This is a genomic window from Emticicia fontis, assembly GCF_054779675.1.
Genome location: NZ_BAAGXU010000002.1, coordinates 189023 through 202691 on the forward strand (window position 1 = coordinate 189023; position 13669 = coordinate 202691).

Annotated in this window: 12 protein-coding genes and 1 tRNA gene; 6 read left to right on the forward strand and 7 right to left on the reverse strand. The window is 37.8% G+C overall.

Annotation, left to right across the window (positions count from 1 at the left end):
- The 3 genes from ACYVFA_RS01935 to ACYVFA_RS01945 all read right to left on the reverse strand — a co-directional run bounded on the left by ACYVFA_RS01935 (position 1) and on the right by ACYVFA_RS01945 (position 2431).
- Complete coding sequence (locus tag ACYVFA_RS01935; protein WP_460470101.1) at positions 1-1623, reverse strand: site-specific DNA-methyltransferase; 1623 nt, start codon at positions 1621-1623, stop codon at positions 1-3.
- A 207-nt stretch (positions 1624-1830) separates the two neighbouring features.
- Positions 1831-2169 (reverse strand): potassium transporter KefB, encoded by a 339-nt coding sequence (locus ACYVFA_RS01940; protein ID WP_460470102.1) that lies wholly within the window; start codon positions 2167-2169, stop codon positions 1831-1833.
- A 55-nt stretch (positions 2170-2224) separates the two neighbouring features.
- Positions 2225-2431, reverse strand: a complete 207-nt coding sequence (locus ACYVFA_RS01945; protein WP_460470103.1) for a hypothetical protein — start codon at positions 2429-2431, stop codon at positions 2225-2227.
- Positions 2432-3251: 820 nt separating this feature from the next.
- Here ACYVFA_RS01945 and katG point away from each other — a divergent pair.
- Positions 3252-5522 carry a catalase/peroxidase HPI gene (katG, locus tag ACYVFA_RS01950; RefSeq protein WP_460470104.1) on the forward strand — a complete coding sequence of 757 codons (2271 nt, stop codon included), beginning with the start codon at positions 3252-3254 and terminating at the stop codon, positions 5520-5522.
- A 106-nt stretch (positions 5523-5628) separates the two neighbouring features.
- Here katG and ACYVFA_RS01955 read toward each other — a convergent pair whose 3' ends face one another.
- From ACYVFA_RS01955 to ACYVFA_RS01970, 4 genes are all read right to left on the reverse strand, one after another.
- Complete coding sequence (locus ACYVFA_RS01955; RefSeq protein ID WP_460470105.1) at positions 5629-6684, reverse strand: proline iminopeptidase-family hydrolase; 1056 nt, start codon at positions 6682-6684, stop codon at positions 5629-5631.
- Between the two features lie 113 nt (positions 6685-6797).
- On the reverse strand, positions 6798-7718 hold the full coding sequence (locus tag ACYVFA_RS01960) for a helix-turn-helix domain-containing protein (protein WP_460470106.1): 921 nt from the start codon (positions 7716-7718) through the stop codon (positions 6798-6800).
- Between the two features lie 98 nt (positions 7719-7816).
- Entirely contained in the window at positions 7817-8677 is an 861-nt protein-coding gene (locus ACYVFA_RS01965; protein WP_460470107.1) for an SDR family NAD(P)-dependent oxidoreductase, read from the reverse strand.
- A 195-nt stretch (positions 8678-8872) separates the two neighbouring features.
- On the reverse strand, positions 8873-9388 hold the full coding sequence (locus ACYVFA_RS01970; RefSeq protein ID WP_460470108.1) for an SRPBCC family protein: 516 nt from the start codon (positions 9386-9388) through the stop codon (positions 8873-8875).
- A gap of 212 nt (positions 9389-9600) precedes the next feature.
- On the opposite strand from ACYVFA_RS01970, the gene ACYVFA_RS01975 reads away from it, so the two are divergent.
- From ACYVFA_RS01975 to ACYVFA_RS01995, 5 genes are all read left to right on the forward strand, one after another.
- Positions 9601-10107 carry a VOC family protein gene (locus ACYVFA_RS01975; protein ID WP_460470109.1) on the forward strand — a complete coding sequence of 169 codons (507 nt, stop codon included), beginning with the start codon at positions 9601-9603 and terminating at the stop codon, positions 10105-10107.
- 92 nt (positions 10108-10199) lie between these two features.
- The gene (locus tag ACYVFA_RS01980) at positions 10200-10772 is read left to right on the forward strand and encodes a dihydrofolate reductase family protein (protein WP_460470110.1); all 573 of its coding nucleotides are present in this window, start codon (positions 10200-10202) and stop codon (positions 10770-10772) included.
- Positions 10773-10959: 187 nt separating this feature from the next.
- Positions 10960-11033: transfer RNA gene (locus ACYVFA_RS01985), tRNA-Arg, on the forward strand.
- A gap of 138 nt (positions 11034-11171) precedes the next feature.
- Positions 11172-12581, forward strand: coding sequence for an MBOAT family O-acyltransferase (locus tag ACYVFA_RS01990; protein WP_460470111.1), 1410 nt, complete (start codon positions 11172-11174; stop codon positions 12579-12581).
- 48 nt (positions 12582-12629) lie between these two features.
- Complete coding sequence (locus ACYVFA_RS01995) at positions 12630-13616, forward strand: hypothetical protein (RefSeq protein ID WP_460470112.1); 987 nt, start codon at positions 12630-12632, stop codon at positions 13614-13616.
- Positions 13617-13669: the final 53 nt, after the last annotated feature.

Consider the following 13669-nt stretch of genomic DNA (forward strand, 5'->3'; position numbering starts at 1 on the left):
TTAAAATCTTGTTATATCTCTCGGAATTTTCTTGAATATAATATGGTGCTGAGCCATGAAATCTTTAGTTAGCACACAATTGTCGGCATAGATTACGTATTGCTCAGCTTTGGTTTTGATACCCGCCAGAAAATCATAGTCTAAGGTAGTTATGTCATTAGCTTCATAATAAAAATAGTAAGCTGTTTCGTTTGTCTGCCCCAGATAATAGACGTTATCCGAATTTTCAGCCGTGACTAAAGCCTCTTTTGTTTCGGTGTAATAGATATAGGCTTTTATTTTTTCTATGGCTATGGTTTCGTTCAGGTTGCCGTCTTCTAAAAACATCGGTTGCCCTAATTCATAATAATCAAAACTGCCACCTGTGCCTTCTTTATCTGCATAACCATTTATTACCCTTTTTACCCTTTCGGCGGTTATGCTGTCGGCATAATCTTCCATTTCGATTAGTATGAATTTTCTATTGCCTTCGTCTAAACTGTTTAAATTCATTACAGCATGAGCCGTAGTTCCAGAACCTGCAAATGAATCTAAAACTATGGCATTTTCATCATTATGCAGAGAAACTAGCCATTCAATTAAACTAACGGGTTTGGGAGTATCAAATAATTTTGAACCAAATATCTCTTTGAGTTTTGCTGTGCCATCAGAGTTATAACCTACTGAATTTAACCACGTTGTCCAGCCTACCATTCTTTTTGAGTCTCTAATTTTTTCAAAAGGAACCCATCGTTCTGTCTCTCCATTTACAATGACTCCCGTATCATATGGACAAAGTTCCCAATGGGCTATTTCCGGGTCTTCTATAACTGGTTTCATTTTTTGTTTTTCACCCCATCGCCAATGTCCCTCTTTTCCATCGTTCCTGTAAGGGTATACAACTTCTCCAGTCGGAGTAATTAATGGAAACCACTGTCCTTCTCTATCCTCACGAAGGGAAGTACCTCCCCACTTCCTTAGCTCTCTACCTTTTTTATATAGTCCCCATTTATCTTTTAAATTTAATGTCCCCGAAGACCTTTCTTCTTGTGTTATTGAACTTGCGTTGCCATTATGATATATTAACACATATTCATGCCCATTTCTCAACCACCTTTTTTCTTTTCCCCCACTTGGCTCTGCTAACCAAGGAGCACATGCCAACTTATTTCTTTTTCCAAAAATATCATTTAATAGATATAACCCATTTTCCAATTCGTTATCATCCAGACTCATAAAAATTAATCCATCTTCGTCTAAAAGCTTTTGAAGTAATTTAATTCTTGGATACATCATACTTAACCATTTATCGTGTCTTGTCAAATCATCGCCTTCTTTTCCCACTGTTTCACCAAGCCAACGTTTTATTCTAGGGTCGTTTACGTTATCGTTATATATCCAACCTTCGTTACCCGTATTATAAGGAGGGTCAATATAGATACATTTTATTTTTCCTTCATATTCCGGTAAAAGTGCCTTTAATGCTTCCAGATTATCGCCATGTATAATTTTATTACCACTACTGGTTTCTTTTTCACTTTGAGTACCGTTGTCGAACCCGTAAGTATGCTCCAGCACTTTAAATGGTACATCCAGGTGGTGGTTTATCACTTTCTCTTTTCCAATCCAATGTAGCGTTGGCATAATCTATCTTTTGCTAAAAAACGTGTGTTTAATCATGAATGAATTGCCAAATTTATTAAATTTATTTGCGCATTGCACCATTCGCCCTGCCAATTATCTATGTTTGGTAAAAGATAGCTACTGCTTTACCCAAAAACAAAACAAGCCTCTTCCATACAGAAGAAGCTTGTTTGTATTTACACCAAAAATTCAAGTATGAACAAACCCTTAATTCCACATAGTGCCACTTAAACCTAAAACAATGCCCATCCACAAGCCTACGATATAGATAAGCACTGCCAGAATATTGGCAAGTATCTTTTTATTGCCGCCTTCATTGCGCAGGAAGTCAAGAAAATGATTACATACACCAGCCGCCGCTCCTGCTAAGGGTGTAATGATTAATGGCTGAGCCAGCCAATATTGACCCCAGTCCGGATGATTCGGATTTACTCGTAATACAAAGAAAAGTATTGTTACCAAACCTATTGCAGTGCCGATTAGTACACGCTTAATCAATAAAGAAGTATTGAAACTATTAGATGATAAATTGTTATTTGCTGTCATATTTGTGAAGTATTTATATTGTTCTGGTTAATTGTCAATTAAATTCTGAGTGCTGTTATACTTTAGCCCTCTTGAGATAATTCTGCACGAAATTCCCTGCAAAACCTAAAATTACTCCGCTGGTGATAGACATAATAAGTACCATTCCAGGGGCTAGTTCATCTGATGGAGATGTTTTATCCAATATTAATATTTTAAAAAGTAAAAGAAAACCTGCCATACCTATAGCGAAACCGATGATTTTACCCGCTAAGTTTTTCATAATTGTATTTTTTGATTGAATGATTTGTAATGCTTTTTCAGATTGATTTGTATAGTTGACAAAATAGCTTTTCGCTTACACTAAAAGTACTTTGCAATTCAAAGTTAATAAAAGGAGCTTTGTATTTCAAAGTAAAATCATAAATATTTTTTTCGTCATCGTTTAATCACTTTTAGAAGCTTTTTTTGAAACTGCCTAATCTATTATAAATTTCTCCACGCCTCAATCATTACATGACAAGCTAATGATTCTACAAGTACACCAACAGTATGATTTTATCAAAAACCTCCTCAAATACTTTCAAAAGACAATCTTAAGTCGGAAATTCAGGGGAAGTCCAGTCAAAGAAAGCGCTGCAAGCACAATAGTGCCAAAGTACCAGCTGCCACCCAAGCGGAACCCAAAAAGGTAGACGCTACGGTGAATACCTTTTTGAATCAGGAGTCTGTGAAAGTACCAGCCACCCAAAAAGAACCAGAAAAGATTGCTCTTTATGGTGGGAACCTTTTTTGAAGGAAGACTAGAACAAGTCAATTCAAATAGATAAAATCTATCAAAATATAGAATTTATTGATTTTGATTATAAACACCAAAGCAATAATTTTACACCGGATAAAATTACGACAGTTAACCAGGCCGATTTCATTGATTCAAAACAGAAATATCATGAGCCATACTAATGCTTATCATACTTAATACCCTCTGATAAAATTAACATTGCTCTAATCTATCTTTAGGCTAGCATTTATAATTTTATAAGACAACACCCTATTCAGATACATTTAAACATTATTCATTAAATCTTTAAACTTTTTAAAACATGGGACAAGAATCCGGCGATATTAGCAAATGCCCGTTTCATAATGGTACAATGAAACACAATACGGCAGGTGGCGGCACAAGAAACCGTGACTGGTGGCCAAATCAGTTAAAGGTAAGTATCTTGCGCCAGCACTCATCGAAATCAAATCCGATGGATGGAGATTTTGATTATGCTTCAGCATTTAAAAGTCTTGACCTTGCGGCAGTCAAACAAGACCTTCATGCCCTGATGACTGACTCTCAGGATTGGTGGCCTGCCGACTTTGGGCATTACGGCCCTTTGTTTATCCGTATGGCATGGCATAGTGCAGGTACGTATAGAGTAACTGATGGTCGTGGAGGTGGTGGCGCCGGGCAACAACGCTTTGCACCATTGAATAGCTGGCCTGATAATGTAAGTCTTGACAAAGCCCGTAGATTGCTTTGGCCGATTAAGCAAAAATATGGTCGCAAAATTTCATGGGCCGATTTAATGATTCTTACAGGAAACGTAGCGCTGGAATCAATGGGCTTTAAAACCTTTGGTTTTGCAGGTGGTCGTGCCGATGTTTGGGAGCCGGATGAGGATGTATACTGGGGCTCGGAAACCACCTGGCTTGGAGGAGATATTCGTTATGCTGATGGTTCGGAAGGTGTAGCCAAAGAGCATGGCGTGGTTTCGTCAGATGATAATGCTGATGGACATATTCATCATGACCGTAATCTGGAAAAACCATTGGCGGCCGTGCAAATGGGCTTAATTTACGTTAACCCTGAAGGCCCGGATGGTAACCCGGATCCGATTGCTGCTGCCAGAGATATTCGTGATACATTTGGCCGTATGGCAATGAACGATGAAGAAACAGTTGCCCTGATAGCCGGTGGGCATAGTTTTGGTAAAACGCATGGTGCAGCGCCTGCATCTCATGTAGGTAAAGAGCCAGAAGCAGCAGATCTGGAATTACAAGGTTTAGGCTGGAAAAGTAGCTATAACTCTGGTGTAGGTGCAGATGCGATTACGAGTGGATTGGAGGTAATCTGGACAACTACGCCAACCCAATGGAGCAATAACTTCTTTGAGAACTTATTCAATTTTGAATGGGAGTTGACCAAAAGCCCGGCAGGAGCGCATCAGTGGATAGCAAAAAATGCAGAAAGTATTATTCCAGATGCATTTGATGGTTCGAAAAAGCATTTACCAACGATGCTTACTACTGACCTTGCTCTAAGATTTGACCCGGCTTACGAAAAAATATCAAGAAATTTCTTAGAAAACCCTGATGCTTTTGCAGATGCTTTTGCCCGTGCCTGGTTTAAACTAACACACCGTGATATGGGTCCTCGTGCCCGTTATCTGGGTCCAGAAGTACCGGAAGAAGTATTGCTTTGGCAAGACCCGATTCCGGCAGTTGATCATGAATTAGTGAATGAAGGTGACATTGAAACGCTGAAGGCAAAAATACTGGAATCAGGCTTGAGCGTATCTGAGTTAGTATCAACCGCATGGGCTTCTGCTTCTACTTTCCGTGGTTCTGACAAACGTGGTGGAGCCAATGGCGCTCGTGTTCGTCTGGCTCCACAGAGATACTGGAGAGTGAATAACCCGACTCAATTACAGAAAGTACTAGGTGTATTAGAAGGCATTCAGAAAGATTTTCAGGCAGGTGGCAAGAAAGTTTCTATTGCCGACCTGATTGTATTGGCAGGTGGTACAGGTATTGAAAAAGCAGCAAAAGAGGCAGGACAAGAAATATCAGTTCCTTTCACTGCGGGTCGCATGGATGCTTCACAAGACCAGACGGATGTAGAATCAGTTGGTTTCCTAGAGCCTGTGGCTGATGGTTTCCGCAATTATCGTAAAGCACAAATGCGTGTATCTACTGAAGAATTATTGATAGATAAAGCACATTTGCTTACTTTAACTGCGCCTGAATTGACTGTATTAGTAGGTGGTATGCGTGTGCTGGATACTAATTTTGATGGTTCTAAACATGGGGTGTTTACGGCTCGTCCGGGTGTATTGACCAATGATTTCTTTATAAATTTATTGGATATGAGTACTGCATGGAAAGCAGCATCTCAGGATAGAGAGCTTTATGAAGGAACTGACCGAACAACTGGTTCAACTAAATGGACAGGAACCCGTGCAGATTTAGTATTTGGCTCGAACTCTGAATTGAGAGCCATTGCTGAAGTATATGCTAGTTCGGATGCGCAAGACAAATTCATCAAAGATTTTGTGGCTGCCTGGACAAAAGTAATGAATCTGGACAGATTTGATTTAGCTTGATTTGAAGTTTAGATAGAATGATGGAAACAGCCTTCAATTGCGAAGGCTGTTTTTATAAAAACTTATCTGTTGGCTAAAAACTCTAAAAGATTGTGTGCTGACTGGCTTATAGGGCTATTTTCTTTTGTCCATCATTCGTTCCTTTCAAGAATTTAATCAGCCCGGTCATATAGGTTTGCTGGTCGTCCCACATAGCCATATGGCTCCCGTTGGGGCAGAACAGATAGCTGCCATTTTGTACTCGTGTGCTCATCCATTGCATATGGGTAGGGTCCATGGTATCATGTTTGGCGCCAATTACCAAGGTTGGTACAGAGATATTTTTTAGTTGCGCTTTTCTATCCCAGTTCACCAGATTTCCGCCAATACCAAATTCGCTTGGGCCTTGCATGGTTACATACAGTGAGTTATTCATCTTGCTGAATGTACGGGTAACAGGCTCAGGCCATTGGTCAAGTGGTAAGCGGCAGATGTGCTTGGCATAGAAATTAGGCATTAGCAGTTGCATATAATCAGGGTTAGCAAAATCTTTTTTGGCTTCTATTTCACGAATGCGGGCCAATATTTTCGGGTCGAATTGTGGTGCTAATACACTATCGGCATATTTACCATAATCAGGGCAACTACTCATCATGTTTGAAATAATCAGACCTTTGATATGCTGCTGATATTTCAATGAATATTCCATGGCCAATATTCCACCCCATGAATGACCTAGCAGATAAAAATTACTGTTATCCAGTTTCAATGCCTGACGAACCTGCTCTACTTCTTCAACAAAACGAGGTAATTGCCAGAAAGTAGTATCATTCGGATTATCAGAATTACCGCAGCCTAGTTGGTCATAGTAAATCAGTTCGATACCTTCGGCAGGTAAAAAGCTTTCCATACACTCAAAGTACTCGTGTGTGCCACCTGGGCCTCCGTTGAGCACTAATAACTTAATCTTAGGATTATTGCCAAATCGTTTTGTCCAGACATTGAACTTGCCTTTATGGGTATTGATGCTGACCATCTGAATACCACCCGATTTAATGCCTGAGGTGGTGTCTTTAAAATATTCGGTTAAAGTTGAATCCTGTGTTGAAGATGTTTTCTGGCAGCTGTTAAGGTAGACTATGCTGCATAGTAAAAAGGTGAACAAAAGAAGTTTTTTTGTCATGACGGTAGCGTTTAGTTGATTTATACAAAGATATAAAAAACGGCCGTATTTTATTGATAATCAACAAAATACTCAATCATGACATAGCTATTAGGGATATATACTTTTATTGCCTAGTTAAAAGAACGTTTAAATTCTAAAGGCGATTGGTTTGTTTTTGTTTTGAATAGTTTACTGAACGATTGTGGATGTTCGAAACCCAGTTCATAGGCAATTTCGCTTACTGATGCATTTGTAGTTGATAATTTTTCCTTTGCTTTTTCTATAAGCTTGTGATGAATATGTTGCTGTGCATTTTGCCCGGTAAGCGAACGCAAAACATCGCTTAAATAACTGGGTGATAAATTCAGTTTCTCTGAAAGATAATGAACCGTTGGAATTCCCTGACTCAGGCTTATTTCATCTCTGAAATAACTATCCAGAATATCTTCCAACTTTTGTAATACGCTATTATTAATACTTTTACGGGTAATAAACTGGCGCTTATAAAAACGACTGGCATAATTAAGCAATAATTCAATCTGAGAAATGACTACATCCTGGCTAAAATCATCAATCCGGCTTGTTAATTCATTTTCAATCATTTTGAAAATACCAATCATTGTTTCCTTTTCTTCCTCTGAAAGATGCAGGGTTTCATTGGTTGAGTAGGAGAAAAAGCCATATTGTTTAATTTTTCTGGCTAAAGGATAGCCCAAAAAGAAATCGGGGTGGATTAATAAAGTGTATACCGAGCATACGTGGTCTTCATTATCATTATTTCCAATCACCTGACTCGGGGCGGCAAATAATAAGCCCCCTTCATCAAAATCATAATAACTCTGACCATATTTTAACCTCCCCGTCAGTTTGGGTTTATAGGCTATCTTATAAAAATTCAGCACATGACTTGTTGGATACCTATCTGTATCAATCCGGTTGTTCATACCATTAATCACCGTAATTAAGGGATGCAGAGGTTTAGGCAAACCAAAAATGAGATGCCCTTCAGACAAAGATGTAATTTTCAGTGGGCTATTATCTTCTTTTTTCATATTCTCTATTGCTTAAAAATGATAACTGATATGTATCTTACTATCAGTTATCATTTTATCATTTACATTATTATTTGTCACGGTTTCTTTTAACCGAATTAACCCTGTGCTGAGTTAGAGATTTCTTCCCATGCCTCCCAGGTTGCCATGCGTTCCTGATAAGCAGCGCGTGTCCATGGTAAATTATGGCTACCTAAGAAGAAACGCAATGGAGGATTTTCTGCATCTACAACGGCAAAAAGTGCATTTGGTGTAGCATTAGGGTCTCCCCTCTCCAATGTTCCCAGACTCTTGAAAAACTCTGCTTTGAAATCTGTATAGATATCAAGATTCTGCGAAAATTTCAAAGATTGCTGGCTGCCAAATTCAGTGGCATACGCACCCGGTTCTATGATGGTTACTTTTATACCAAAAGCTTTTACCTCAGTTGCCAGACTTTCATGAATGGCTTCAAATGCCCATTTTGATGAGCAATAATAACCTATCACCGGTAAGGTAACATGACCTAAATTACTTGATGTACCCAGAATATGCCCATAACCCTGCTTTCTCAGCAATGGCAAGGCCGCTTGAATAACAGAAACCGGGCCAATAATGTTCGTTTCATAGAGGGTACGTATCTCTTCTGCACTAGCTTCCTCTATAGTACCTACAAGCGAGTATCCTGCATTGTTGAAAACGATGTCGAGTCTTCCGAAATGTTTGTGGGCCTGCTCAACAACGGCTTTTGCCTGCTCTGCATTGGTCACATCCAGTTCAAGTGTTAATACATTTTCACCATATTTTTCATTCAATCCGGCAATGCTTTCCAGTTTCCGAGCGGTTGCGGCTACTTTATCTCCTCTTTTAAGGGCAGCTTCTACCCAAACCTGTCCGAATCCTCGGGAAGCACCCGTAATGAACCAGACTTTATAAGATGTATCAGGTGTATTTCCTGCATTTTCATTTTGTTGTAACATAATTTTCTATTTAAATGAATTATGTCACAAAGGTCAGCAAGGGGCTAACGAGATTTGTAGTCGAATTGAGGCATTTTGTAACCAAATTGCGGATACGTGGAGATAATGGAATTGAGATGGTAGTTTTGAGACTTAGGAATCGTATAAAACAAAAAAAGTCGCCAATGATTGGCGACTCGAATTAATTCAATATTGTTAAGAATTAAAATGTGGATCTTTCTCTGATAATATTTCTTCCAGATTATTCAACCCCATTGTAAAGCCTTCTTTAAAGCCCATTTTCAGTATCGCATCCAAATCAGCTGAGCTTTCGTGCTGTATTGTAATGTCAACAATTCCATTGCCATTTTCCTCGCTGAAAATAATTGTCCAGAAAGAACCGGGCATAGATGAGCTTTCGTTTCCATCTTCATCACAAAAAGCATCCGACCACGAAAGAAATCTTTTTTCTTCAATTTTCCCGAACTCTGCTTTGCTCCATTGTTTTTCGTCTTGAGGGCCAATCATCGCGTAAAGCCAGATACCACCTTCTCTGAAATCAAAATGTTTTGTTTGAGCCCTCCAGGGTTTTGGCGCCCACCATTGGTCTAAAATTCCAGCCTTTGTCCATGAATCCCAAACCGTATCAAGATTTGCCGGAAATTCACGTCTTACATCTACGGTATTATTATCTTCGTTTACCGTAAAGTCAAATATTAAGTCCTTTGTCATTTTCTTAAGGTTTTAGATTTACAATAAGGTCTTATCACGTCAAATAATTAAAAAACTATACCAGTGCAACAATGTTATTAATATCTGTAGAATATTTTAAGCAGTTCTTATTTGCCCCATAAACTCGTCTCAAATTGCCTTTAGGTTGGCGTAAATGCCCCTTGTATGAGAAAACCAACCATTCTAATTTTGTATACACTAAATGCACAAATATGAGTAATAATGTTAACCCCATTGTAAATTTAGAGCTTGCTCAAATTGGTTGGGTAGTTCCTGATATTAATGCCGCTACAAAACTTCTTTCAACTACTTTAGGAGTTACGGGTTTTCCTCCATCACAACATATCCGAGCTCAGGATTTAAATATGAGTTATTATAATAAAATTGTAGGTTCTGATTGGTTGACTACACAAACTTACCATAATGGGACTTTTGTGGAGCTTATTCAGCCGCTTTCAGGCCAAAGTTTGTTTCATGATTATTTAGCCAAATACCCTAATGGTGGGATACAACACATGGCTTACCGTTTACCCATTAGTGGTTTTGAGGCTATCGTTAACAATTTGCGCCAACAAGGGTATGAGGTTATCAGTGAGGTGAATCATCCTATTGCGAAAATGATTTTCTTTGATACTTATCAAACGCTGGGAGTTGCCACTGAAATTATGGGTATGACACCAGATGGCTGGATGGCTATTGAACAAATGAAGAAAGGCTAATTGGTATTTTCATATTAAATACTCTCAAGTGACCTAATTTAAGATTCATTAAAAAATAATTTATTCACAGGACAGTAAACTAAAGTAATCAAATGAGAAAATTAATTTTTGGTATTAATACTTCACTAGATGGTAATGTTGACCACACTAAACAAGCAAATAATAAAGAAGTACATAAAGATATTCATGAATATTTTACTAAGCTCTTTCAGCAAGCTGACACTCTCCTTTACGGGCGTAAAACCTATGAGTTGATGGTTCCTTTCTGGCCAGATGTAGCAAAAGAACAATCAGGTCCTACAAAAGAAATAAATGATTTTGCAAATGCATTTGATTCAATGAGTCAGATTATTGTTTTCTCAAAAACTCTGGAAAAAGTTGAAGATGGGAAAACGAAAATTTTTCGTTCAAATCTACAAGAAGAGGTAATGAAACTGAAACAGGAAGACGGCAAAGATATATTGCTGGGTGGCGTGGATTTGTCTTCACAATTGATCGAATCCGGACTGGTTGATGAGTTTCACTTTGTGGTTCAACCATTGGTTGCCGGAGAAGGCAGACGGTTGTTGGGAAGTATTGATTTACCTGAGTCGTTGGAATTAAAACTGGCAGAAGCAAAGGTTTTTAAATCTGGCTGCGTGGCTTTGGTTTACGCAAAAGCATAAAATTAAACTTACTATTTTCGACCCGGTAGGATTCGAACAGCAATGGCCAATCGTCTTCGAATTACAGATTAGAAATCTGTTTAGTAAAGTCTACTCCAAAACTAAATTAACATTTTTTTAAAATGAGTTTTGCAAGATAAAATGAAACCGTTATATTTGCACCCACATTCGGAAAAACACCCGAAACGGATCCGTAGCTCAGTTGGATAGAGCAACAGATTTCTAATCTGTGGGTCGCAGGTTCGAATCCTGCCGGGTTCACTTGAAAGTCGTCAATTTATTGACGACTTTTTTATTTCCAATAAGTTTTAATAAATATTCTCTATAAAAATACCTTTGAAACTTTGAGAATATCTAAGAACTTTGAAACTTGATTTCTGAACTAAAGGACCCCTCTGGATGCTATTTAATTCTTTACAATTCATATTCTTTTTTATTGTTGTTACTTTAGCATATTTCAGTTTACCACACCGGGGTAGAATATGGTTGTTGCTTCTGGCTAGTTGTTATTTTTATGCGGTCTTCAAGCCTATCTATATTCTTATTCTATTTGTAACTATTGTTGTTGACTATTTTGCGGGTATTCTCATTGCTGACGCTACAGGTAAAAAGCGAAAGTGGTTATTGGTGCTAAGCTTGATTACTAATATCGGTTTTCTTGCTTATTTCAAATATTATAATTTTCTGAATACCAATCTTGCTATTATTTTATCCAAATTTGATACTCCTACCCCATTCCCTTTTCTTGAATTTGCACTCCCAATTGGTTTGTCGTTTCATACCTTTCAAGCCATGAGTTATACGATTGAGGTCTACAGGGGAAACCAGAAAGCAGAGAAGGATTTTATTATTTACTCATTATATGTAATGTTCTATCCACAATTGGTGGCTGGGCCTATTGAGCGTCCGCAAAACCTATTGTGGCAGTTTCATAGTTATTTTAAATATGACTTTGGTAATCTGAAAGAAGGTTTGATGCGGATAGCATGGGGAATGTTCAAAAAAGTAGTGATTGCTGACCGGCTGGCTCTCATGGTTGATTATTGCTACGATAACCCACAAGACCATAATGGCTTGACGCTATTGATTGGTACAATTTTCTTTACTTTCCAGATATATTGTGATTTTTCAGGCTATTCTGACATTGCTATAGGTACAGCCCGGGTTATGGGTTTTAAGCTGATGGAAAACTTTGATACGCCTTATTTTTCCACTTCTATTTCAGACTTCTGGCGCAGGTGGCATATATCTCTTTCTGGTTGGTTCAGAGATTATTTGTATATTCCTTTGGGTGGTAATCGGGTTAGCGAGGGAAGAAAATATTTCAATCGCTTCTTTGTCTTTATGATGAGTGGGCTATGGCATGGTGCCGCCTGGACATTTGTTATCTGGGGAGCTTTGCATGGTCTCTATCTCATTATGGCGCAGATACGTGACAAGTATTTCAAACTTAAAAACCCAATCCTTCCCGCTTTTCTAAATAAACCCTTAAATATCTTCATCACCTTCGTATTGGTAATGCTGACATGGGTATTTTTCAGAGCGAAGGGATTAACCAATGCCAAAATCATATTTCAGAAAATCTTTTCGTTTGGTAGCTATGGCAATACCATACACTCACCATTAAATGATGTTGAAATGGTTTTATGCTGGCTGTTGATTATAGGATTATTATTAAAAGAGAGATTTTATAAAGTAATTGATACAAGCAATACCAATAAGTTTTACATACTATTTACGGTTTTAATGATAGTCTGTTATTTCTTTGGTGTATTTGAATCGAATCAGTTTATTTATTTTCAGTTTTAGTGATTTAATACTGAATAATATCAAATTTAGTTCCAGTTAATAATTGATATGAATCGAAAAATATTAAAATACACAGCGCTCACTGTCTTTTCAGTCTTGTGGTTATTGGGTTTCTCGACACATATATCGAAATGGCTATATGGACAGGGGTTAATTAAAGACGATTATCGGTATGGCGATTTATATCGTTTTTCGAATTTATCTCAATTCAGAGTACTGAAAGAGACTTGTCCAACCCCTCAAACAAAAATAACTCAGCCGAATACGGCACTTTATTTGATTGGGGATAGTTTTACAGAAGAAGGGAGAATTGATGCAGGAAATTTTGTTAGTGGCAGTTTCCATCGATTCTTTATCGGACATCAGCCTTATGTTAAATTAGACAAAACTAAGAAAAATGTATTGATTATTGAGACGGTTGAACGCCATTTCAGAGAACGTTTTACTACTCCTTATCAAAACTTGACGTTTAAAGAACCAAGCAAGCAAAAAGCCTTGGATGCTTTCTTAAAGCAAGCAAAATCAGATTTCTGGTATGATGCCGAACGCCATGAATCAGTATTATTTTCATCTGACTTTTTTCTGGCTATCAAGGAATGGAAGGCTACTTTGAATGATAAAATATTTGATAGGATCGATGGGAAAGTGGTGGTATCGAAAGACAAAAAGAATATTTTTTATGAGTTAGATGCCCGCCCCAATGGTATTACCTCATCGTTTGATAAAATTTCTGATAAAGAAATTAAGTTATTGGTAGAGAATGTCAACAGAACCTACGATTTTTACCGGAAGAACGGTTTTGATGATGTGTATCTTACGATTGCTCCTAATAAGAGTTCTATTATGGGTAAAGATTTGGGTGAATATAACCATCTGATTGAACGCATTCAGAACAACCCAGCTTTGCGTATGCCAATCTTTGATATTTATACACCAATCAGTAATTCTCAGAAGACCTTATACGATGTCGGGGACACGCATTGGAATTGTGAAGGGAAACAGATATGGATTAATGCTGTAAATCAAAAACTATAATATTTTTTTTATACGGCTACGTTCACTAAATTTGTACTTTATTTAGATGTATA